Source organism: Neobacillus bataviensis LMG 21833, from assembly GCF_000307875.1.
Taxonomy (GTDB): domain Bacteria; phylum Bacillota; class Bacilli; order Bacillales; family Cytobacillaceae; genus Neobacillus; species Neobacillus bataviensis.
In genome coordinates this window covers 57,860-81,268 of the sequence record NZ_AJLS01000034.1, presented here as the reverse complement: position 1 = coordinate 81,268, position 23,409 = coordinate 57,860, and the positions used below count along the sequence as shown (strand labels likewise).

Genomic DNA, 23,409 nt, shown 5'->3' with positions numbered 1-23,409 from the left:
GTCTGGATGGGAGAAGGACGGTGAGCAGGCTTATTTCCTTACGAAGAAAAACACACTTCAAAAGGTTTATTTGGCTATGCTTACATGAAGTTAACTCCTAACCACCCCGTAGAGATGATCTATGGGGTTTTATTTTTGTATAAAACTCCAAACAAAAATTTTATATGCAAAGTCCTTCGGGGTCGGGTGAAAGTCCCAATCGACGGTGATGAAGAAATTCTAAGCCCGTGAGCCTTTTCATAAAGGCAGGATTTGGTGTGAATCCAAAGCCGACAGTATAGTCTGGATGGGAGAAGGACGTATGAGCAATGGTACCAAGCTTTTGAAGAAAAAATAACCTTCAGTAGGCTTATTTAGTGCTGCCATTTTACATACTCTCCCTAAACCCCTTAGTTGACTGATTCTAAGGGGTTTTATTTTTGCAGAAAAATAATTGGGGGGATGAAGATGTCGGATGAGTTCTATATGGATTTTGCCTTGAAATTAGCGCAGGTTGCAGAGGGGCAAACGGCACCGAATCCTGTTGTTGGGGCTGTAATTGTCAAGGATGGTGAAATCGTTGGGTTTGGTGCGCATTTGAAGGCGGGAAGCCCACATGCTGAAGTCCATGCACTGCAAATGGCGGGAAGCCGTGCTGAAGGGAGTACTGTTTATGTGACGCTTGAGCCATGCAGCCACTATGGAAAAACACCGCCATGTGCCATGGCGCTGATTGAATCCGGTGTGAAACGTGTGGTTATTGCCTCGACGGATCCCAATCCATTGGTTGCAGGCAAGGGGATTGCGCTTTTGAGGGATGCCGGAATTGAAGTAACTTCAGGTGTTCTGAAGGAACGGGCTGATGAGCTAAATGAAGCATTCTTTTATTATATTCAACAACAGAAACCATTTGTGACTTTAAAACAAGCGATAACACTGGATGGCAAAATCTCATCCCAGCCTGGTATTGGTGAAAAAATTACCGGCAGTGAGGTGCAGCAAGACGTGCACAATGATCGCGGGAAGCAAGATGCCATATTAGTCGGGATCGGAACCATTTTTGCGGATAATCCAAGTCTGACAAACCGTCAGGGCATAACGAAAAGACAACCAATTCGAATCATATTAGATACACATTTAAAGATGACGAACGATAGAAAGGTTATAACGGATGAGCAGTCTCCAACCTGGATTTTTACCGGATCGGAGGTAGAGGCTGAAAAGATGGCTAGTTTTCAACAGCCGCATGTAAAAATCATACAACTTTCGAGGCCGACCATCGATATTACTGAACTGCTAACGGAGCTTGGAAAACGTCAGGTGATGAAACTTTATGTAGAAGGCGGTAAAACCGTCAATGCAAGCTTCCTAAAATCAGGGCATGTAAACCAACTGATTACCTATATTGCACCAAAAATTGTCGGCGGTAATAGGGCAGTTCCGATGTTTGCTGATTTAGATGTAAGGCAAATGGAGTCCGCTTACGAATTGAAATTTCAACATGTAGAAGTGATTGGTGAGGACCTGAAAATAACGTCGGTTTTGAAATGAGGTGTTAATCATGTTCACAGGAATTGTAGAAGATTTAGGTAAGGTCAAAGCAATGAAAAATGGGCCAAATAGTATGCAGTTAACATTGGAATCCCAAAAGATTGTTGAAGATATCCATTTGGGCGACAGTATCGCGGTTAATGGCGTCTGCTTAACGGTCATCGCTTTTTCCGCCAACACATTTACGGTTGATGTGATGCCGGAGACGGTAAAGGCAACCAATATCCAGTCGTTACAAATAGGGCACCCAGTCAATTTGGAACGGGCGATGCCGGCAAACGGCCGATTTGGCGGTCATTTCGTCTCAGGCCATGTAGATGGAACAGGCGTCATTTTACGAAAAAGGAAAGTTGAAAATGCGGTCTATGTTGATATCAGCATCAGCGAAGAACTAAGTAAATATTGCGTACTAAAAGGTTCGATTGCGATTGATGGGATTAGTTTAACGATTTTTGATGTGAAGCGGGCGCAGTTGACGGTTTCACTAATTCCCCTCACGTTTGGTGAAACAATCCTAGGAATCAAAAGAGAGCATGATGTCGTGAATATTGAAAATGACATGGTTGGAAAATATGTTATTCATCATTTGGACCGGAAGCAAGAGAGTTCGCCGATTACGATGGATTTTTTAAGACAAAATGGATTTTAGAAAAGGCGGTGTTTTGACTATGTTTCATACCATTGAAGAAGCAATTGAGGATTTGAAGAAGGGGAAAATCATTATCGTTGTCGATGATGAGAATCGTGAAAATGAAGGAGACTTTTTGGTGCTGGCCGATTACGCAACACCAGAGAATATTAACTTTATGGCTACACATGGCCGCGGCTTAATCTGTACACCTATAACGATGGAATTGGCGGCACGTCTTGATTTACATCCGATGGTTCAGCACAATACGGATAATCACCAAACGGCTTTTACAGTTAGTATTGATTACAAGGATACCACGACTGGTATTAGTGCATTTGAGCGCTCTGAAACGATTTTACAGCTGTTAGACCCAAGCGTAATCGGTGCAGACTTTCGCAGGCCAGGCCATGTGTTCCCGCTTGTAGCCAAGAAAAATGGTGTACTTGTGAGAAATGGGCATACGGAAGCGGCAGTTGATTTTGCAAAACTTTGCGGGGCACAACCAGCTGGGGTCATTTGCGAAATTATGAGCGATAACGGTGAAATGGCAAGGGTGCCGGAGCTAATAAAATTTGCTGAAACATATGACTTGAAGTTGGTGACGATTGCCGATTTAATCCGCTATCGTTATGAGCATGAGCAGCTAGTAAAACGTGAGGCATCAGTGAAACTGCCAACATCATTTGGCGAATTTCAGATGATTGGTTATTCCAATCAGCTAGATGGGAAAGAGCATGTCGCCATCGTGAAAGGGGATGTTCTTAAAGAGGAGGCACCACTTGTCCGGATCCATTCGGAGTGTTTGACAGGTGATGTTTTTCATTCAAAACGCTGTGACTGCGGGCCGCAATTGCAACTGTCATTAGAAATGATTGAACAAACGGGTCGTGGTATTGTGCTCTACATGGAACAAGAAGGCAGAGATATCGGTCTGCTAAATAAGTTAAAAGCCTATGAGCTGCAAGAGCAGGGATATGATACGGTCGAAGCAAATGTGAAATTAGGATTCCCGGTGGAAATGCGTGATTATGGTTTATCTGCGCAAATGCTGCGAGATCTAGGGATTTCAAAGGTGCGTTTAATGACAAACAATCCTGAGAAAATGGAAGGCTTAACGAAATACGGCATTGAAGTGGTAGAGCGCGTGCCGCTCGAAGTTGCTGCTGTAGCAGAAAATAAACAGTATTTAATGACAAAAAAAGTAAAAATGAATCATATTTTAGCATAGGAGAGATGAAAAATGGGACAAGTATTTGAAGCACAATTAGTCGGTACTGATTTAAAAATTGGGATAGTGGTAGGCAGATTTAATGAGTTTTTAACAAGCAAATTGTTGGGCGGGGCAATGGATGGCTTGAAACGTCATGGTGTGTCTGAAGAAGACATTGATGTCGCATGGGTGCCAGGTGCGTTCGAGGTACCATTCATCGCGAAGAAGATGGCAGAATCGAAGAAATATGATGCGATCATCGGTTTGGGAACCGTTATTCGTGGGTCTACTACCCATTACGATTACGTTTGTAATGAAGCAGCTAAAGGGATTGCCAGTGCGGGCTTAACAACAGGAGTGCCGGTTATGTTCGGTATTGTGACAACAGAAACCATTGAGCAAGCCATCGAACGCTCAGGGACAAAGTCTGGTAACAAAGGCTATGATGCGGCGGTATCCGCCATTGAAATGGCGAATTTGAATCGTTTGTTTTAATCTTTGAGATTAGTCCCCTCGTAGCGGGGGGACTAATCCCTAGTAAGTTCCATTAATCTATTAACTTTTCTTGTAATTGTGAAGCTGCATATAAAGCATTCTTATCATCTAAAATATCCCCAGGTTTATTGCCATCTCCAATTATATACCCTTCAAATGAGATTCCCATAAAATCAAAGATATGTTGGAATTGTTGAATCATTGGCAAGCCCTTTACGTATGGGTCATCTCCGCCAACTGCAATTACATAAGCCTTTTTTTGTGCCAGCTGCTTTTTGAAATCGGGGTAATTTGCATCTCTCATTGTTTGTGACCAGCGATCAATAAAATTTTTCATTACACCCGACATGCTATACCAATAAATAGGGGTAGAAAAAATGAGAATGTCATGCGGTAAAATCCGATCAATAATGGAGTTATAATCATCTGCTACCTCATGGAATCCTCCTTCTGAGTGGCGTCCGTCTATAATGGATTGAATCTGATAATCCCGCAGATATACCTTTTCTGCCTGTAATCCTTGAATGACTTGATTTGTTAGTGTTTCGGAGTTTCCTTCCGGGCGGGATCCTCCATATATAACAGCAATCGTCATAATCAATTCGCTCCTTTACGTATCTATTAATATATTCATTCATATTTTATAATTAAATGATAAATCAATAAAGATGATTATATTGATTGGTTCAATCGAAAATAACGATTAGGGTGATGGAATGGAAATCAAACAACTAATTACATTTAAAATGGCTGCAGAAAATTTAAATTTTACACAAACGGCAAAGCTCTTAAACTTTGCTCAATCAAGTGTAACAGCTCAAATAAAAGGACTGGAATCTGAAGTAGGAAAACCTTTGTTTGAGCGGCTTGGAAAGCGGTTAATTTTAACGGAGGCCGGTCACCAGTTTAAAGCTTATGCGGAAAAAATGATCCGATTAAGCGAGGAAGCTAAGTTGATCGTACATGGGGGAGAAGAACAGACTGGCACATTGCTGATTGGGGCACAGGAAAGCCAATGTACCTACCGGCTTCCGCCTATTTTAAAAGAGTTTAAGACTCAATTTCCGAAGGTTAAGCTTGTTTTTAAACCGGCCCATTCTGATGAAATGGCGAGGGAGCATCTAGAAGCAGGGCTGCTTGATGTGGCATTTATTATGGATACGTGTAAGTCCGGTGATTCGTTAAAAATAAAACCTCTAATCAAGGAGGAATTACTGATCGTTGCATCATCCAGCCATCCTTTATTGGAGAAATCAGCCGTCTTTCCGGAAGATCTGGAACATGAAACCATTTTGCTTACAGAAACAGGCTGCTCTTACCGTACCATTTTTGAAGATTTTTTCCGCTCAGCAGGGGTATACCCATTAAATAAAATAGAATTTGGAAGTATTGAAGCGATTAAACAATGCGTAATAGCAGGACTTGGCATCGCATTATTACCTAAGATGGCAGTAGAAACAGATTTGAAAATGGGAAGAATGAAGGAAATAGGATGGGAAAATACCACAGCCCCAATCTATACGCAAATTGCCTGGCATAAGGACAAATGGATGACACCCCCTTTAGAGGCTTTTATTGAATTAACATGTAACACATTTAAAAATTACAATTGACTAGTATACCTGTATAATAAAATTAACACGTTTGGAAGGAGTGAGACCCTCAATGCGTTATTTGTTTATCTTGATTATTGCGATTCCTGCTGCAGAAATAGGGTTACTTCTTTTTTCAGGAAAAACAATCGGCGTTTGGCCGACACTCTTACTCATTATATTGACGGGCGTAATCGGCGCGTATTTAGCAAAAAGAGAAGGCCTGCAAACGATTCGAAAGGCCCAGGAGCAGCTGCGAAATGGTCAAATTCCAGGTGAAGCAGTAGTAGATGGTATATGTATTTTAATTGGTGGAATCCTTCTGCTAACACCGGGTTTCATTTCGGACATCAGCGGCTTTTTCATGCTATTCCCGCCAACAAGACGAGTCATTAAATTCTTCATGATGAATTCACTAAGGAAGAAGATTCAAAAAGGGAATATAAAGATAATAAAGTAAAAACGTCAATTCGCTAATTCGGTATTGACGTTTTTTACTTTTGATAATTGCATCTAGAACTTTATGAAGGACATTTCATCTGGTTTTTGAGAGAGATTTGTCCTTCATCGGCTTTATGAAGGACATTTCATCCGGTTTTCGAGAGAGATTTGTCCTTCATCGGCTTTATGAAGGACATTTCATCTGGTATTTGGGAGGGATTTGTCCTTCATCGGCTTTATGAAGGACATTTTACTCGATTTTCTGAGGTGATTTGTCCTTCATCAGCGTTATAGAGGACATCCCTCTTATCTAATATCAAGTTTTTTCATCCGATACTGCAAGCTTTGCCGGCTTAGCCCCAGCAATCCAGCTGTCCGTGAAATGTTGAAGTCATTTTTTTTAAGGACATGCTCAATATAGGTTTTTTCAAATAATTCTATTTGATCTTTTAATGGAATAGAAACGTCTGAATTTTCCTTAATGAACGTATCAACGGATGAATGAGGGAGCATTCTTTCTTTTATTTGCATTTTACTACGATATTGGAAAGGCAAATGAGCATACATAATCACTTCTTCATCCATCATAATGTTCATCGCCGCTTCGATGATATGCTCGAGCTCACGGACATTTCCATGCCAATCATACTCGAGAAATGACTGACTGACCTCTTCGTGAAGCCCCTTCACATTCATTTGGAAGCGCTCATTATATTTTTCAATGAAATGTTGAACGAGTAATTGGATATCTTCCTTACGCTCCCTTAATGGTGGAATAAAGATGGTCACAACACCGAGACGATAATAAAGGTCTTTCCGTAAATGATTGTTGGCAATGGCGTCAATTGGATCTTCGTTGATATTAGCTATAACACGTACATCAACGGGTGTGTCCTTCGTATCACCGATTCGTCTAATCGTTTTCTCTTGCAGGACACGGAGTAATTTTGCCTGAAGATTCATATTTAACGAGTTAATTTCATCAAGCAGCAATGTGCCGCCATTTGCTTGTTCGAATAATCCCGGTGTATCAACTGCTCCCGTAAAAGCACCGCGTTTTGTACCAAAGAGAAGACTTTCAATTAAATTATCAGGCAGGGCGGCACAGTTTTGCGAGATAAATGGAGCCGAAAATCGATCGCTTGCGTTATGGATGCTTTGGGCAAAAAGCTCTTTCCCTGTCCCTGTCTCACCGACAACCAGGACATAGGAAGAGGTACGGGTTGCCCGCTTTGCACCTTCAATCACGTCCCTCATGACTCGACTGCAGCCAATAATACTATCAAAAGTAAATCTGGGTGTGCCTTTACTACTACTTCCTTTTATTAATTTTTCTAACTTCGTTACATCATTTGCAATTTCCACAGCACCTTGGATGTTTCCATCTTGGAAAATAGGAATCGTATTGTTAATCGTAGTAATTTCTCGGCTCTTGTTATTAAAATAGGTTTGCTTAACATTACTGGTTTTTTTGCCTTCCTGTAAGGCTTGAACGAGAGTACTAGATTGATCATCTTTAAACATGAACACATCTAAGAGATTTTTATTAAGTACATCTTGAATATCCATCGATTCCATTTGCATCATTTTCTTGTTATATATAATCGTCTTTCCCGTTTCATCTACTGCATGAATCCCTACATCCACTTCGTCCAAAATCTGTTTGTACATTTGATTTATATATTGTAGATACTGGATGTTTTTCTTTGAATTTTCCACGGTGACTTCATTCCCTTTGTTTAGTTCCATTACCCCTATTTAAACAAAATTAACGCAAGAATGCAAAATATTTTTGCATCTAAAGGGGAAATAATAATTTTTTAGCAAAATTTCGTGGCACTAAGAAAGCTGAGAATCCCGTTGAACTGCAAAAAAGGAAGTTGGCACGGAACTTGCAAATAATATAAGTGATTAAACTTGAGGGGGAATTCAGGTGCAACCTTATACACACGAACCATTTACTAATTTTACGGAAGAAAAAAATATAAAGGCATTCAAAGATGCATTAGCATATGTCCAAACGCAGCTTGGCAAACATTATCCCGTTATTATTGACGGTGAAGCGGTGACAACAAAAGAAAAAATCACTTCCATCAATCCAGCTAATAAAGAGGAGATTATTGGAAGCGTTTCAATGGCAGACCAGGAGCTAGCTGAAAAAGCGATGCAAGCAGCCTTAACCGCTTTTGAATCCTGGAAAAGGTGGAAACCGGAACACCGAGCGAATATTTTATTCCGTGCCGCTGCCATCATGCGCCGCCGGAAACATGAATTTTCAAGCTACCTTGTAAAAGAAGCCGGTAAGCCGTGGAAAGAAGCGGACGCAGATACAGCGGAAGCGATTGATTTCATTGAATATTATGGTCGGCAAATGCTGAAGATCAAAGAAGGCGTACCAGTTAACAGCCGTGCAGGTGAGTTTAATCAATTCCACTATATTCCGCTTGGAGTTGGCGTTATCATTTCACCTTTTAACTTTCCATTAGCCATCATGGCAGGTACAACTATTGCAGCAATCGTTTCAGGGAATACAGTTCTTCTGAAGCCTGCAAATTCGACACCTGTGATTGCCGCAAAATTTGTTGAGTTAATGACAGAAGCCGGTCTTCCGAAGGGTGTATTAAACTTTGTACCTGGAAGCGGTGCGCAAATTGGTGATTATCTTGTTGACCATCCGAAAACACGATTTGTATCGTTTACAGGTTCCCGTGAAGTGGGCTGCCGAATCAATGAGCGTGCAGCGAAAGTAAATCCAGGACAAATTTGGATCAAGCGTGTGATTGCGGAAATGGGCGGTAAAGATACAATGGTCGTGGACAACAATGCTGATTTAGACTTAGCTGCTTCATCTATCGTCTACGCTGCCTTTGGATTCTCAGGTCAAAAATGTTCAGCAGGTTCACGCGCTGTCATTCACCAAGATGTGTATGATGAAGTGCTAGAAAAGGCGGTTGCCTTAACGAAAACACTCACCCTTGGTAACCCTGAAGACCCAGAGAATTATATGGGACCGGTAATCGATGAAAAATCATTCAGGAAAATCATGGATTATATTGAAGTTGGTAAAAAAGAAGGCAGATTAATGACTGGCGGTGAAGGTGACGATTCAAATGGTTACTTCATTCAGCCGACCATTTTTGCTGATTTAGATGAAAATTCACGCTTAATGCAGGAAGAAATTTTCGGGCCGGTTGTGGCTTTTTGCAAGGCTCGTGACTTTGACCATATGATGAAAATTGCCAATAACACAGATTATGGGTTAACAGGAGCACTGATTTCCAATAACCGTGAGCATATCGAGCGTGCACGAGAGGAATTCCATGTAGGTAACCTTTACTTTAATCGTGTCTGTACCGGCGCCATTGTCGGTTATCAGCCATTTGGGGGATTTAATATGTCTGGAACAGATTCGAAAGCAGGCGGCCCTGATTATTTACTGCTTCATATGCAGGCTAAAACAACATCTGAAACACTATAAATCTATGCTTTTGCCCTGACAAAGAAAGGTCTTTTGTCAGGGTAAAAATGAAGGAGGAAAATAAAGTGACTATGACAACAAAAACAACCGAAATCATCGAACAAACGCAAAAATTTGGTGCTAATAACTATCACCCGCTTCCAATCGTTATCGCTAAAGCGGAAGGAGTATGGGTTGAAAGTCCAGAAGGTAACCGATATATGGATATGCTTAGTGCCTATTCAGCGGTGAACCAAGGGCATCGTCATCTAAAAATCATTCAAGCCCTAAAAGACCAAGCGGATAGAGTAACACTTACATCTCGTGCATTCCATAACGACCAGCTTGGTCCATGGTATGAAAAAATCTGTAAGTTAACCAATAAAGAAATGGCTCTGCCGATGAATACAGGTGCTGAAGCGGTTGAAACAGCACTGAAGGCTGCCCGCCGCTGGGGTTATGATGTAAAGGGAATCACCGAAGACCAAGCGGAAATTATTGCTTGTAACGGAAACTTCCATGGCCGTACAATGGGTGCTGTTTCTTTATCTTCTGATCCGGATTATAAACGCGGTTTTGGCCCAATGTTACCTGGAATTAACTTAATCCCTTACGGTGATCTTGAAGCTTTAAAAGCAGCGATCACACCAAATACAGCTGCGTTCTTAATGGAGCCAATTCAGGGGGAAGCAGGAATCATTTTACCACCTGAAGGATTTTTAAAAGCAGCGTCTGATTTATGTAAAGAAAATAACGTGTTATTCATTGCTGACGAAATTCAAGTGGGCTTGGCACGTACTGGAAAAATGTTTGCTTGCGATTGGGAAAACGTAGAGCCGGATATGTTAATTTTAGGAAAAGCACTTGGCGGCGGAGTATTCCCGATTTCTTGTGTGGTTGCGAATTCCGATGTTCTAGGTGTATTTAATCCAGGTTCTCATGGTTCGACTTTTGGCGGAAATCCACTGGCATGTGCTGTATCACTTGCAGCATTAGATGTGCTTGAGGAAGAAAAGTTAGCAGAACGTTCCCTTGAATTAGGAAAGTATTTCCTTGATCAATTAAAAACGATCATTAACCCAATGATTAAGGATGTTAGGGGCAAAGGCTTGTTTATCGGTGTTGAATTGACAGAGGAAGCAAGACCGTATTGTGAGCAACTGAAAGAGGAAGGGTTACTATGTAAAGAAACTCATGATACAGTTATTCGTTTTGCTCCACCATTAATTATTTCAAAAGAAGAAATCGATTGGGCGATCGAGAAAATTAAAAAGGTACTTTCATAGTTAAAAAACCCAGCGCAATATTTTAAATATATAAATTCCACGAGGTGTCTTTCATGACGGTTAACACGGCTGAACTAAACAATTTGGAAAAAGATCAACAAAAAGAGGAAGAATCATTAAATTTATTCTACTCTACGCAAACGGTTATCCAAAAGGCGTTAAAAAAATTGGGCTATACGAACGAAATGTATGAACTATTAAAAGATCCCATCAGATTATTGACCGTTCGTATTCCGGTTCGAATGGATGATGGCTCGGTAAAGGTTTTTACAGGATATCGTTCCCAGCATAACGATGCCGTCGGTCCAACAAAGGGCGGCGTCCGCTTTCATCCTGAGGTAAATGAGGAAGAAGTAAAAGCTTTGTCCATCTGGATGACCTTAAAGTGTGGGATCACTGATCTTCCTTATGGAGGCGGAAAAGGTGGAATTATCTGTGACCCGCGAAAAATGTCCTTTAGAGAGCTTGAAAGATTAAGCCGTGGATATGTCCGTGCGATTAGCCAAATTGTCGGCCCTTCAAAAGATATTCCGGCACCAGATGTGTATACCAATTCACAGATTATGGCGTGGATGATGGATGAATATAGCCGATTACGTGAATTTGACTCACCAGGATTTATCACGGGGAAACCAATCGTTTTGGGGGGCTCACAAGGCCGGGAAACAGCAACTGCTGCCGGTGTGACGATCTGTATTGAAGAAGCGGTGAAGAAAAAGGGAATGGAGCTAAAAGGTGCACGTGTTGTCATTCAAGGCTTTGGAAATGCTGGAAGCTTTTTAGCGAAATTTTTACATGATGCCGGGGCAAAAGTCGTGGCTGTTTCGGATGTTTATGGCGGTGTTTATGATCCGAATGGACTTGATATTGATTATTTATTAGATAGAAGGGATAGCTTTGGTACATTCTCTCAACTATTTAAAGATACGATAACAAATCAAGAATTACTTGAATTAGAGTGTGACATTCTTGTTCCGGCAGCGATTTCGAACCAAATTACGGCTAAGAATGCGGCGAATATTAAGGCTTCGATTGTCGTGGAAGCTGCGAATGGACCAACAACACTTGAAGCAACTAGCATCTTAACAGAACGTGGTGTCCTCCTTGTTCCCGATATTTTGGCAAGTGCAGGCGGAGTAACGGTTTCTTATTTTGAATGGGTGCAAAATAATCAAGGCTATTATTGGTCGGAAGAAGAAGTTCATCAAAAATTAGCCAAGGTCATGATTGATTCTTTTGAAAATATTTATAAAACAGCTGCTGCGCATGAGGTGGATATGCGTTTAGCAGCCTATATGACCGGAATAAAAAAGGCAGCAGAAGCCTCTCGTTTCCGTGGCTGGGTGTAAAGTTATTTTTGCAAGCAGTCAGTGTAAAAAAATGCCTCTTCCATAATTAAGTAACGGGTTTACTTGTGAGGTACAAAATGATAAATCTCACCATATTTCACAAGGTAATTCACACGATTTTCAAACAGATTTCACCGTATAAATCACATTAATGGGCTTAGAGAAATAAATTCTCTAAGCCCTAGTTTTTGAAACAGAACCTTTTTTTGTTACGGGAGCATTTTTTCCTAATATAACTGAAAAGACAACAATCACTGCTATTACAAGAGTGAAAAGGGTAATGGATTCATCTAGAAATACTGTTGCAAATAGAATCATCAAAAATGGTTGTAAGTATTGAATTTGACTAACTCTTGCTATTCCGCCCATAGCCATTGCGCTATACCAAGCAACATATGCTAGAAATTGACTAACCACTGCGAGATAAATAAAACTAACCCAAGCTTGTATTGGAGCATGGAGCATTTCAGTTGTAAGGTTTAGCCCAACCGGAATAATGAAAAATGGGGCGCCGATCATAATCGCCCAAGCAATTACTTGCCAGCTGCCTAATTCTTTCGCTAATTTCCCACCTTCTGCGTAACTAAGTCCAAGTATAACCACTGCTGCTAGTAAAGCTAAATCGGCAAATTGTAATTGACCGAACCCTAGATGGAGGGCATACACAATAACAGCAAAAGAGCCGATTATACTTGAAATCCAGAATTTGAGCGAAGGGACTTCACCAGCTCTAAACATTGCAAATCCGGCTGTGGCTAATGGCAACAGGGCTAATTCCACAGCTCCATGAGAAACAGGCAAGGATTCCATTGCCCAAGAAGTGAGGAGAGGAAATCCTAAAACTGCACCAACAGCAACAATAAGTAGACTGGTGAATTGGCGGGGAGAAGGTAGTTTTTCTTTTCGAACAATCAATACAACAGCAACTAAAATAGCGGCAACAACTGTTCTTCCCAAACCGACGACCGTAGTCCCGAAATACTCTACTGCAATGCTTGTAGAAGGGAGCGTTAAGCTAAAACAAATGACACCTACTAATCCCAACAATAATCCAAATTTCTCTCTGGTTTCTCCCTGCATCTTAATAACCCCAATCTTTTTATTTTGTATCATATCTGTACCATATTCTGCTTTTCTAAAAAAACAGTGCTGCTATAATTAAAATAATAACGGGTACATACAATGAAGATAAACCATTTTTTTACACCTCTGTCCTGGTTCAGTTAAAAGGAGAATGAAGATATGAGCTCAAAATATATGAAGATAATGGAAGAAATTAAGCTTCGGTTAGCGGATGGATCGCTCATTGCAGGTAGTAAACTCCCTTCTGTTCGTCAGCTATCTGAGCATTTTTCATGTAGCAAAAATACAGTCATTAAAGCATACGAAGAACTAGAAAAAGAGCATTTAATTTATTCTGTTCCTAAAAGTGGCTACTTTGTTGTGAATGAATTTCAAAATGCGAAGAATGAAAATGAGGTGATTGATTTCTTGTCTGCTGGTCCAGATAAAAACGTTATGCCTTATCTTGAATTTCAACATTGTATAAATCAAGCAATTGAACAATATAAAGAAGCGCTTTTTACATACTCTGATCAACAAGGGCTTTACTCATTACGAGTACAGTTAGTGAAATATTTGGAGAATTTACAGGTGTTCACTCAACCTGAAAGAGTAGTCGTTGTATCTGGTTCGCAGCAAGCCCTTAATTTATTAGTTTCTATGCCATTTCTAAATGGAAAAAACAATATTCTAATTGAACAGCCTACTTATTTCGGATTTATTGAGTCCATCAATCTGCACCAAGCAACTACTTTTGGAATTGAGTTATCGATGGAAGGGATTGATCTTGATCGTCTGGAATACATTTTTCGAAATAATGATATAAAATTTTTCTATATTATCCCGAGATTCCACAATCCTCTTGGACATTCTTACACGAATAGTGAAAAGAAAAAGATTGTTGAGTTAGCTGAAAAATACGATGTATATATAGTGGAAGATGACTTTTTAGGAGACCTTGATCCAAATGCAAAATCAGATCCTTTATTTTCTTTTGATCCTTCTGGGAGAGTGATTTATATTAAAAGCTTTTCGAAAATTTTCCTCCCAGGGTTAAGGATTGCTACTGTCGTTCTTCCCACTTTAATGATTAACAATTTTTTACGATATAAATTTAGTTCGGATTTTAATAGCTCGGCACTTTCTCAAGGTGCGCTAGAAATCTATTTAAAAAGTGGTATGTTTAATAGCCATCTGAAAAAAATAAAAGAGGTATACCGTACTAAAATGCAAATCCTTCAAGAAGCATGCGAATTATTGCTGCCTGCTAATACTCATTGTACAAAACCGCCTTCAGGATTCTACCTATCCATCTGTTTGCCCAAGAATGTGACAGCAAAACAGCTAGTTCATATGCTAAACGAGCAGCATATTTATGTTGATGATGCCTCTAGAATGTTTTTACCAGAATATAAAAAGGAAAATCTCCTTCGATTAAGTATCTCTCAAGTGAATGAGAGTCAAATTAAACTAGGGGTAGAGCGATTGGCTCACTGTATTGCTTTAATTGATAGTAGAAAAAGTCATATTATACCAAGCGATTCCTTTATGGGTAAGTTTATATAGAGGGTAGCGTTAGGATTATGCGATTTCCAACGTTAAGGAAGTATGTTCAAAACGGTTGTTTCTGTGACTTAGAATTTGAGCAATCATTTGAGACTTATTTACTACTCAAATCTACTAGCTTTTAAACAAAATAAAACCCTCTCAAAACGATGATTTTTGAGAGGGTTCTTCTATTAACTTGCCTCCGAAGTATTGAATAATGCACCTTAGTTAATTTTTTTGGTTTCTACAATACCTCTCTTTTTATAGATGCCATATTTTCATCACCCGACATTAATCTCAAGCACTTGAACAAGCACCTTCCCATTTACTGAACATTTTGTTCGAAAGACGAAGTTATTTGCTTAATTCTCGAACCTTATCAAGATATTGAGTCGCAAAGGAAGGTAATTAGTTTGAATATTGAACAGTTACGGAATGAGTTAAAAGTAAGGATTCAAAGAAAATTAATACGTTTTTAAAATAATTATGGATGCTTGTCCGTTTCAAGGTGAGTCTTTGCAACATTTAATAACATATAAACTTAAAGGAGGTGTTAAATAATGTTTTATCACACCAGACCAATCGTTCGTCCTCCTAAGCACGTGGTTCGTAATGAATTCCTTCGCCGTGAAATTCCAATTATCCAACCAGTAATTTTTGAAAATCGCCTAAATGTAGTAGATGTACCACGACACATTGTTAAACCTATTAGAAGGAATGTGGTTGTTGAACACAGGCATCCTTTTCGTCACTGGTAGTTTTTTGGACAAGCTATTTTTTAAGTAACTCTTAATATAGGAGGTGAAATACTATGGAATTCGAACACGAACATCGTGAACATCATAATCCTTTTGCTCTAATCGTTGTGCTTTTCATCCTGTTAATTATTGTTGGGGCATCTTTTATGATGGGATACTAATAATCTTTTAATAGAATGAATTAAGACCAGAGAGAATTAATATCTCACTTTCATTTGAAGCGTCTAAGTGACGCTTCTTTTTTACTTCGCATTTTGAGTCGTTTAATACGGTGAAAAATCATACTGTATATAACTGCCCTTTAGTTTATATAGCAATAAAAATATCACAGTGAATTCTAATGTGAATACCGTTGCGATATTGTTTGTGAATGACTTGTTTGCACCTCTGAAGTGAACCCGTTAATAATTAGAGGGGTGTTTTTTTGCAGATGATGTGCAAAAAATTTAAAGAATATGCAAAAAATATTGGCAGCTTTCGTCAAAAAATGTTCACAATTAGGCAATTATTGTTTGGCACGGAAATTGCATAATTATTTTATGAATATAGCGATAATTTAGAAAGAATTGGGTGTTGCAAAATGTCGAATTTTGTCTTATTCTTTCTTTTACATAGATGGGCTAAAAGCTCTGAATCGTGAAAAAAATTATCCAATTCATCATATTTTCGATCCAAATGGAAGCGCATTCTCTTTAGAGAAAAAGGGGGAAACTTAATGAATTTACAAGAATCCAATGCATCACATGAATTAAAACGAACGATGAAGTCAAGACATTTATTTATGATCTCTTTAGGAGGGGTTATCGGATCAGGTCTTTTCTTAGGGTCAGGCTATACGATTTCTCATGCAGGACCAACCGGTGCCATCCTTTCTTATATCGTTGGAGGCTTCATCATGTTTTTGACAATGCTTTGTCTCGGTGAAATGTCGGTGGCAATGCCAGTCTCCGGTTCATTTCAAACCTATACGACAAAATTCATTGGTCCAGGAACGGGATTTGCACTTGGCTGGCTATATTGGTTAGGGTGGGCTGTAACGGTTGCATTGGAATTACTATCTGCAGGGCAGTTAATGCAAAGATGGTTTCCTGGTTCCCCGATTTGGATCTGGTGCGCAATTTTTGCCATCGTTCTATTTGCCCTTAATGCACTTTCAGCTCGTGCTTTTGGTGAAGCTGAATTTTGGTTCTCAAGTATAAAAATTTTTGCTATCATAGCGTTTATTGTACTAGGTGGAGCTGCCATGTTTGGGTTTATTCACATGAAAGGCGGTCAACCAGCGCCATTTATGACGAATTTTACCTCACACGGCCTTTTGCCACATGGAATAACAGCCTTACTGATTACGATGATTACCGTAAACTTTTCGTTTCAGGGTACAGAGTTAATTGGGATCGCGGCAGGGGAAAGTGAAGAGCCTGAAAAAACAATTCCAAAATCGATAAAACAAACAGTTTGGCGGACACTTTTCTTCTTTGTTTTAGCAATCTTTGTATTATCTGGTTTAATTCCAACAGAAAAAGCTGGCGTAATTGAAAGTCCATTTGTAGTGGTATTTGATAGTATTGGGATTCCATATGCAGCAGATCTTATGAACTTTGTTGTTCTTACTGCATTACTTTCTGTGGCAAACTCTGGTCTTTATGCTGCAACCCGGATGTTGTATGCCATGTCAAAAGAGAAGATGGCTACTCCGCTTCTTGCCAAGGTATCGAAAAGAGGAGTTCCGGTTAATGCCCTTATTTTAACCATCGGAATTGCCCTATTATCACTATTATCAAGTGTAGTAGCTGCTAGTACCGTGTTTGTATGGCTTATTTCAGTCGCGGGACTTGGTGCGCAAGTTGGTTGGATTTCCATCACCGCTTCGCAAATTGCCTTCCGCAGGAAGTTCATCCGTGAGGGCGGAAAAGTAGAAGACCTTAAATTCAGAACACCGCTATTCCCATTCCTACCAATCCTGGGATTAACGTTAAACATTATCGTCCTACTCAGCTTAGCATTTGATTCTGAGCAGCGAGTAGCCCTATATTGCGGAGTTCCATTTGTTATTGCCTGCTATTTAATTTATCACTTTAAAATCAAAAAGAATCGTGAGCAGGGCGATTTGGAAGAACAAGAAATTCAACTGCAATCCGATAAAAAAATGATTATCTAAATTTTTAAAAAAGCGCTCAGGCATGAGCGTTTTTTTTCTGGGAACGTAAAGATGGAATTGGAAGACTGTGTTAAAATGAAGGCATAAATTTATGGAAATAATAGGGGGATGAACCTTAATGAATGGCTTGTTATATGGCGCGTATGCGGTAATATTGGCTATTGTCTCCATTTATACCGGAGAGATCGTAACATTTGTCATGCTTGGTTTTATTCTGATGAGCCTACAAAATATTAATTCAACATTAAAGAAGTTAGTTGAAGCCACTAAATATAAGGAATAGGGGATTATCTGTGGGGATGAATCCTAACTGAACAGGTTCAAAAAACTAATCGAACATTTGATTAAATTGCTAGAAGCCTTGGTATAACTGGCTTGGTAAAACTAATCAAACATTTGATTAAACTGATGGACACTTGGCATGACAAACATGGTTACCTAATTAAACGTTTGTTTAAATCATTAAAGCTGATGGTAAAATTGGCAAGTTGTAACTAATCAAGTGTTTGATTAAAACGCTCGACCTGTTGGTATCACTAACATGCAAAAGTTAACTAAACGTTTGATTATTTTATCTTAGAATGAAATACAAGAACCCTCCCCTACTTCGCCTTACTTCACCCTAAAAATTGCTGTTTTCGACGAAAGTGATTTCCAAGAAAGAGCGGATTATGGTGTAAAATAGTACATTATCATCGAAACAAGGTGAACATATGATAGACAAACATAAGAAAATTCCTTCGTTATCGTCCAATTCTGTTCGTTTAGGTGTATTGTTAGCGATAGTTGGAGGTTTCTTAGATGCTTATACTTTCATAAGTAGGGACGGGGTATTTGCTAACGCGCAAACAGGTAATATCGTATTATTTGCTGTAAAAGTGGCGAATGGGGAATGGAAGGATTCTTTCCTTTATATTTTTCCTATTGTAGCATTTATCCTTGGTGTTTTGGTATCTGAAATTGTGAAGATTCCTTATATAAGGCAAGTATTGCATAGCTATAGACGTTCGATTCTAATTTTGGAATGCATGGTTTTGATCGTTGTTGGTATTTTGCCGAGTGGTGTCCCGAATATAGTGGTAACCGTAAGTATTTCGTTCGTATCATCCTTGCAAATCTCTACATTCAATAAACTCGATAAGTGGGCATACAACTCAACTATGACAACAGGCAACCTGAGAACTGCAACACAAGCAGCATATGCGGCATTTATCGAACACAATCCGGAAGCAAGAAAACAGTTTAAAGAATTCTTCTGGATCATCCTTTCTTTTCTCTCTGGAGCTTTGACCGGGACATTAACTACCATTCATATTGGTAATCAGTCCATTTGGATCGCATCAGGATTTTTAGTGATTGCTCTTGTTTTATATCATAGGGATAGAGGATATATAAAAAGTCCCATTGCGTTAAAATAATAATTTTGTCATGGACTTTTAAACCTATTCTTAAGAGTTCAATTATGAAGGACATTTCTTTCAACTTTTACGGAGATTTGTCCTTCAATGGCCTTATGAAGGACATTTCTTTTGATTTTCACGGAGATTTGTCCTTCATCTGCTCCATGAAGGAAGGCCAGTTCTTCCAGTTTTATTAAGACAAACATTTCTCACCTTGTATGCAGATACCTTTCCTTATGAGCAATGATTTCATCTCTTAATAGTTGAAGCTGTTGAATTTGTTCATTGATTTCCTGAATCTTACAATCTGCATGCTGGATAATTCCTTTTTTTTCTTCCTCACCTTCAGGATTTGCCTCGTACAGTAGGATCATTTCCTTTATTTCTTGCAAACTGAAGCCCAGCTTTTTACCACGAAGAATCATTTTTAGCCTTCTTCGTTCTTGATTTGTATAGCTTCTTTGCTTGGTTAAGCTGTCACGCGTTTCTGAAGTTAGCATTCCGACTTCTTCATAATAACGAATCGTTCTAGAGCTAACATCAAACATGGTTGCTAGTTCGCTTATCGAAAAATGACGTTCCTTTGACATTCATTTATCCTCCTAGTTGACGTTAACGTTAACATAACATTATAATAATTCTGAATAGTATAATTTGTCAATCCGAAACGAGGAGTGGTTAGTTGATGAGCATGACTTCCCAAGACACAGAAGCTAGAGGGAAAATTTCCTACACCTTTGATGAATTTATTGCGAAACGTGAAAGTCTCGATTGGTACCGTGATGAACCATTTTTACAAATGGCAGTGGAAAGATTCACTGATTCAGAATTTGAAAAAATTCACAAAAGAATTCTCTCTTTTTCTCCAATGGTTTCCTCTAATTGGAATCATTTAGCTGCCCAAAGTGCGAGGCCGGAAATCCGTCCGCACATGCTTCATTATGATGCATTTAATCACAGGATCGACAGAGTGGTGCGGCCGATGGAAACACTTCAATTGGAAAAGGGAGTTTTTGGTGAAGGTCTTTTTTCTAGCCAAATGACAGCTTGGGAGAGTTTTGTGAAACGAATGTTAATTCATCAATTGGGAGAAGCGGGGGTTACATGTCCACTAACATGTACCCATGGATTAATTGCTTTAATTGAGGAATTTCCGGATGAGGTTCATCCAGAACTCCACGATATTCTAATGCATACAAAAGAGGGGGCTAACGGTGAATTTGCCATTGGTGCCCAGTTTATGTCGGAAATCCAGGGCGGCTCTGATTTGCCTGCTAATCTATTAGAAGCCGTGCCCGATGGAAAAAACTATCGGTTATATGGGAATAAGTTCTTCTGCTCGGTCGCTCATGCCGATTATTCCGTTGTCACCGCCAAAATTACAGGTTCGAATAAGGTTTCCACCTTCATTGTTCCGTCATGGCTTCCAGGAGAAAAAGAAAAAGAAAAGAGAAATGGCTATCAAATTAATCGGATTAAATGGAAAATGGGTACTGCCGAGGTCCCAACCGGCGAATTTCAATATAATGGTGCCCTTGCCTATCCAATCGGTCCAAAAGATAAGGGCATTGCCGTGGCAGTGGGGATTGTTTTAACGTTATCCCGTCTAGAAATCGGAATTGCCTGCGCCGGATTTATGCTGCGGGCATCGAGAGAAGCAAATCTTTATAGTGAATTCCGCTCCGTTTTTGGTAGAAAAATAAAAGACTATCCACTTGCAGCGAGCAAGTTAAAGCAAATAGAAAATGCGGCACAGCGAACAACAGCAGGTGCCTTTAAAATCTATGACCTTTTCTTACGTCTTGAAAAGCCACTTAATCCAGGGCTTAAATCAGACCACCCACTTGAAACCAGAAAACAACTATTTAATCTACGAGAACTGATTTTATTGCAAAAAATTGGAGCTACAAAAGAGGGAGTAGAAGTATTACGTGAGGCAATCTCGGTGTTTGCCGGTCATGGCGTGATGGAAGAGTTCTCCACACTACCAAGGATATTCCGTGATGTCGTTGTAAACGAGCAATGGGAAGGGCCGCGAAATCTTTTATTAACCCAAATTTATCGGGATATCAGCAGGGTAGCTGATTGGTATCCACCGTCTGATTTTGTTAGTAATGTTCTTGAAGGAGCCTCTCAAGAAATGATTCAAACCTTTTCGGAACAGCTTGAAGACCTACTGCAACGGCAGGTTCTTGGCGAAGTAAGTGAAGTGTCCATGGAAGCAGCGGCGGAATGGGATGCATTTTGCAACTCACTCTTTAAGGCCTATCAGGAAGTGGCTTTATCAGAGATAAAGTAGGTGAAAACAGGGGAAGGTACTTATGCTTCTGAAGCAAAAGTACCTTCCCCGCGCTTCACTAAAACGCCCAATCCCCATTACGGAAGATCGGAACAATGGTGCCGTCTTGTTTGATGCCGTCAATATTCATCTTATCTGAACCAATCATAAAGTCGACGTGAACGGTAGAAGTATTCATGCCGTGTTTTAATAATTCTTCTTGGCTCATTTTTGTACCGCCTTCAATCGTAGTTGGGTAAGCAGACCCGATGGCTAAGTGATTGGAGGCATTTTCGTCAAAAAGAGTATTGAAGAAAGTAATTCCAGATTGTGATATAGGTGATGGGTCTGGGACTAGGGCAACTTCACCTAAGCCAGTGCCGCCTTCGTTGTCAAAAACCAATTTCTTAATCGCTTCATCGCCTTTTTCAGCAGAAATGTCCACGATTTTGCCATCCTTAAAGTGGACTTCAATGCCTTCAATTAATGTACCAGCATAGCTCAACGGTTTTGTGCTGCGAACTACACCATCCATACGATGGGTATCAGGAGCCGTGAAGACTTCTTCCGTAGGCATGTTGGCAATAAATTCCTCACCTTTTGGATTATAACTTTCAGCACATGCCCAAATATGGTTCTTAGGTAAACCTAACGTTAAATCCGTACCAGGAGCTGTATAGTGTAACGCATCAAATTGGATTTCATTTAATTTCGCTGCTTTTTCATTCAATGTTTGTTTATGGTCATCCCATGCAGCAATTGGATCATCTGCATAAACACGGGAGGTTTTAAAGATTTGATCCCATAATGCATCAACCTGTTCCTCAGAAGATGATAAGTCCGGGAACACTTTTGCCGCCCAACCTGCGCCGGCAGCGGCAGCAACGGTCCATTTTAAATCATCATTTTGTGTGGCAATGCGTTGGGCGCTGAACGCTTTTCCATACACATTTTGATAAGCACCAATTTTAGCAGGATCGACTTCATTTAGTAATCCTGGATCACTTGAGACAATCGAAAGCCGGCTGACGCGATGATTTAACACATGATCTTCGGATTCTTGAATTTCGTATTCAGGAATGTTGGTTAATACTCCTACAGGTTGATGTAAATAATGTAGTTTGCTGATTTCGTCATCAGACCATTTAACGATTACTTTTTCAGCCCCTAATGCATATGCCTCTTGGGTGATATAACGAGCTAAAGGAGCTTGATCTACAGTAATGGTCATTTTTACCCAATCACCGGGCTGAACATTGATTCCTTTCGCCACTAAAAGTTTTGCGTATTTATGTAGATTTTCTTCAAAGTTTGGTAGTACCATTTTTTAACCTCCCAATTGTTTTTTCCTTACCAACATACCATACTTAAAAGTATCTTCAAAATTATCAAACTTCACTAAAACTCTATAAAGACAAGAATGCATATTTTAATACTTTGGTGGACTTTTACAAATAATGTTAACGGGGTGATGGGAATGAATGAGAAGCGAAAGGTTGAAAGAAAGAAAAAGATGAATCCATTTCTTAAAACAATTAAGCCTATTTTATACTCTGACTTTTCATTAGAAAAGAGATGAAAGAAAAGCTAGTTTACATCAGAGCGAAGTCGGATAAAGTGCCTCCGTTACAAAAGAGATTAGTAAAAGTATTGCTGTTTTTTTTATTGGGGGCTTTATTGGGCTTTTTGGCAAAATTCACTGACGGTTCAGTTGTTGGGCTAATAGGGTCTTACCTAGGATTTTGGGTAGCCGTAACAACCATCATAGCAGTGCGAAGTCGTTCGCCCAAGGCTGCGGCGTTACATGCATTTGTTTTTTTGATTGCTATGCTTTTCGCATATTATAGCTATTCCACGGTGTTGTTTGAATTTTTCCCAAAGGACTACTTTATCGCTTGGGGCAGTATTGCCTTGCTTTCGCCGCTAGCCGGTTATGCGGTGTGGTACGCAAAAGGAAATGGCTGGTTTGCTGCCTTTTGTGCCGCTTCGCCAATCAGCTTACTTTTGGTGGAAGGCTATAGTTTTTTCAATATGTTATCAATTCCCCGAGGTTTTGATCTCATCTTAGCGATTTTGCTATTTATCATTTTGCCTGCCAATCATTTTCAACGCTTACGCATGCTGCCTATTGTCACTCTGCTATTTTTCTTAATTGAGCGGCTAGGAGCATTCAATTACTTGCCAGGATCATGAATAATTTCTAGTCCACCTATA

23 protein-coding genes and 1 riboswitch are annotated in these 23,409 nt (G+C 39.7%); of the genes, 17 read left to right on the top strand and 6 right to left on the bottom strand.

What is annotated here, in order from left to right:
* Nucleotides 1-168 precede the first annotated feature (168 nt).
* Nucleotides 169-302, top strand: a riboswitch (FMN riboswitch).
* Nucleotides 303-447: 145 nt separating this feature from the next.
* From ribD to ribH, 4 genes are read left to right on the top strand one after another with little or no spacing between them, the layout of a single operon-like run.
* Nucleotides 448-1,530: a bifunctional diaminohydroxyphosphoribosylaminopyrimidine deaminase/5-amino-6-(5-phosphoribosylamino)uracil reductase RibD gene (gene ribD / locus BABA_RS02895; RefSeq protein ID WP_007083629.1), complete on the top strand. Its 1,083-nt coding sequence runs from the start codon at nucleotides 448-450 to the stop codon at nucleotides 1,528-1,530.
* A gap of 10 nt (nucleotides 1,531-1,540) precedes the next feature.
* Complete coding sequence (ribE, locus tag BABA_RS02890; protein WP_007083628.1) at nucleotides 1,541-2,179, top strand: riboflavin synthase; 639 nt, start codon at nucleotides 1,541-1,543, stop codon at nucleotides 2,177-2,179.
* 19 nt (nucleotides 2,180-2,198) lie between these two features.
* Complete coding sequence (locus BABA_RS02885; RefSeq protein ID WP_007083627.1) at nucleotides 2,199-3,389, top strand: bifunctional 3,4-dihydroxy-2-butanone-4-phosphate synthase/GTP cyclohydrolase II; 1,191 nt, start codon at nucleotides 2,199-2,201, stop codon at nucleotides 3,387-3,389.
* 12 nt (nucleotides 3,390-3,401) lie between these two features.
* Nucleotides 3,402-3,866, top strand: a complete 465-nt coding sequence (ribH, locus tag BABA_RS02880) for a 6,7-dimethyl-8-ribityllumazine synthase (RefSeq protein WP_007083626.1) — start codon at nucleotides 3,402-3,404, stop codon at nucleotides 3,864-3,866.
* 52 nt (nucleotides 3,867-3,918) lie between these two features.
* Here the strand turns inward: ribH and BABA_RS02875 are convergent, their stop codons facing one another.
* The gene (locus tag BABA_RS02875; protein ID WP_007083625.1) at nucleotides 3,919-4,461 is read right to left on the bottom strand and encodes a flavodoxin family protein; all 543 of its coding nucleotides are present in this window, start codon (nucleotides 4,459-4,461) and stop codon (nucleotides 3,919-3,921) included.
* Nucleotides 4,462-4,582: 121 nt separating this feature from the next.
* On the opposite strand from BABA_RS02875, the gene BABA_RS02870 reads away from it, so the two are divergent.
* Together BABA_RS02870 and BABA_RS02865 are read left to right on the top strand one after the other, a co-directional pair.
* Nucleotides 4,583-5,479, top strand: coding sequence for a LysR family transcriptional regulator (locus BABA_RS02870; protein WP_007083624.1), 897 nt, complete (start codon nucleotides 4,583-4,585; stop codon nucleotides 5,477-5,479).
* A gap of 52 nt (nucleotides 5,480-5,531) precedes the next feature.
* A complete protein-coding gene (locus BABA_RS02865) occupies nucleotides 5,532-5,918 on the top strand; it encodes an FxsA family protein (protein WP_007083623.1) in 387 nt (128 codons plus the stop codon).
* Between the two features lie 287 nt (nucleotides 5,919-6,205).
* Here BABA_RS02865 and BABA_RS02860 read toward each other — a convergent pair whose 3' ends face one another.
* A complete protein-coding gene (locus tag BABA_RS02860) occupies nucleotides 6,206-7,570 on the bottom strand; it encodes a sigma-54 interaction domain-containing protein (protein ID WP_040345031.1) in 1,365 nt (454 codons plus the stop codon).
* 262 nt (nucleotides 7,571-7,832) lie between these two features.
* Here BABA_RS02860 and pruA point away from each other — a divergent pair, with 262 nt between their 5' ends.
* The 3 genes from pruA (at nucleotide 7,833) to BABA_RS02845 (ending at nucleotide 11,991) form a co-directional block, all read left to right on the top strand.
* On the top strand, nucleotides 7,833-9,377 hold the full coding sequence (gene pruA, locus BABA_RS02855) for an L-glutamate gamma-semialdehyde dehydrogenase (protein WP_007083621.1): 1,545 nt from the start codon (nucleotides 7,833-7,835) through the stop codon (nucleotides 9,375-9,377).
* 71 nt (nucleotides 9,378-9,448) lie between these two features.
* Nucleotides 9,449-10,642, top strand: coding sequence for an ornithine--oxo-acid transaminase (locus BABA_RS02850; RefSeq protein WP_007083620.1), 1,194 nt, complete (start codon nucleotides 9,449-9,451; stop codon nucleotides 10,640-10,642).
* Between the two features lie 53 nt (nucleotides 10,643-10,695).
* The gene (locus tag BABA_RS02845) at nucleotides 10,696-11,991 is read left to right on the top strand and encodes a Glu/Leu/Phe/Val family dehydrogenase (RefSeq protein ID WP_007083619.1); all 1,296 of its coding nucleotides are present in this window, start codon (nucleotides 10,696-10,698) and stop codon (nucleotides 11,989-11,991) included.
* Nucleotides 11,992-12,165: 174 nt separating this feature from the next.
* Here BABA_RS02845 and BABA_RS02840 read toward each other — a convergent pair whose 3' ends face one another.
* On the bottom strand, nucleotides 12,166-13,071 hold the full coding sequence (locus tag BABA_RS02840; RefSeq protein WP_007083618.1) for a DMT family transporter: 906 nt from the start codon (nucleotides 13,069-13,071) through the stop codon (nucleotides 12,166-12,168).
* A gap of 162 nt (nucleotides 13,072-13,233) precedes the next feature.
* On the opposite strand from BABA_RS02840, the gene BABA_RS02835 reads away from it, so the two are divergent.
* The 6 genes from BABA_RS02835 to BABA_RS02820 all read left to right on the top strand — a co-directional run bounded on the left by BABA_RS02835 (nucleotide 13,234) and on the right by BABA_RS02820 (nucleotide 18,935).
* Nucleotides 13,234-14,619, top strand: coding sequence for an aminotransferase-like domain-containing protein (locus BABA_RS02835; protein WP_007083617.1), 1,386 nt, complete (start codon nucleotides 13,234-13,236; stop codon nucleotides 14,617-14,619).
* Between the two features lie 542 nt (nucleotides 14,620-15,161).
* A complete protein-coding gene (locus BABA_RS02830) occupies nucleotides 15,162-15,359 on the top strand; it encodes a hypothetical protein (RefSeq protein WP_007083616.1) in 198 nt (65 codons plus the stop codon).
* Nucleotides 15,360-15,412: 53 nt separating this feature from the next.
* The gene (locus tag BABA_RS26305) at nucleotides 15,413-15,520 is read left to right on the top strand and encodes a YjcZ family sporulation protein (protein WP_007083105.1); all 108 of its coding nucleotides are present in this window, start codon (nucleotides 15,413-15,415) and stop codon (nucleotides 15,518-15,520) included.
* Nucleotides 15,521-16,074: 554 nt separating this feature from the next.
* Complete coding sequence (locus BABA_RS02825; RefSeq protein WP_007083615.1) at nucleotides 16,075-17,517, top strand: amino acid permease; 1,443 nt, start codon at nucleotides 16,075-16,077, stop codon at nucleotides 17,515-17,517.
* 118 nt (nucleotides 17,518-17,635) lie between these two features.
* The gene (locus BABA_RS27650; protein ID WP_007083614.1) at nucleotides 17,636-17,800 is read left to right on the top strand and encodes a hypothetical protein; all 165 of its coding nucleotides are present in this window, start codon (nucleotides 17,636-17,638) and stop codon (nucleotides 17,798-17,800) included.
* A 430-nt stretch (nucleotides 17,801-18,230) separates the two neighbouring features.
* Nucleotides 18,231-18,935, top strand: coding sequence for a YoaK family protein (locus tag BABA_RS02820; RefSeq protein ID WP_007083613.1), 705 nt, complete (start codon nucleotides 18,231-18,233; stop codon nucleotides 18,933-18,935).
* A gap of 38 nt (nucleotides 18,936-18,973) precedes the next feature.
* Here BABA_RS02820 and BABA_RS27115 read toward each other — a convergent pair whose 3' ends face one another.
* Entirely contained in the window at nucleotides 18,974-19,123 is a 150-nt protein-coding gene (locus BABA_RS27115) for a hypothetical protein (RefSeq protein WP_157273085.1), read from the bottom strand.
* A 3-nt stretch (nucleotides 19,124-19,126) separates the two neighbouring features.
* Nucleotides 19,127-19,507: a MerR family DNA-binding protein gene (locus BABA_RS02815; RefSeq protein ID WP_007083612.1), complete on the bottom strand. Its 381-nt coding sequence runs from the start codon at nucleotides 19,505-19,507 to the stop codon at nucleotides 19,127-19,129.
* 95 nt (nucleotides 19,508-19,602) lie between these two features.
* Here BABA_RS02815 and BABA_RS02810 point away from each other — a divergent pair, with 95 nt between their 5' ends.
* On the top strand, nucleotides 19,603-21,216 hold the full coding sequence (locus BABA_RS02810) for an acyl-CoA dehydrogenase family protein (RefSeq protein ID WP_007083611.1): 1,614 nt from the start codon (nucleotides 19,603-19,605) through the stop codon (nucleotides 21,214-21,216).
* 58 nt (nucleotides 21,217-21,274) lie between these two features.
* Here the strand turns inward: BABA_RS02810 and BABA_RS02805 are convergent, their stop codons facing one another.
* Nucleotides 21,275-22,519 (bottom strand): aminopeptidase, encoded by a 1,245-nt coding sequence (locus BABA_RS02805; RefSeq protein ID WP_007083610.1) that lies wholly within the window; start codon nucleotides 22,517-22,519, stop codon nucleotides 21,275-21,277.
* Nucleotides 22,520-22,770: 251 nt separating this feature from the next.
* Between BABA_RS02805 and BABA_RS02800 the strand changes: the two genes are divergently transcribed.
* Nucleotides 22,771-23,388, top strand: a complete 618-nt coding sequence (locus BABA_RS02800; protein ID WP_007083609.1) for a DUF6518 family protein — start codon at nucleotides 22,771-22,773, stop codon at nucleotides 23,386-23,388.
* Nucleotides 23,389-23,409 lie beyond the last annotated feature (21 nt).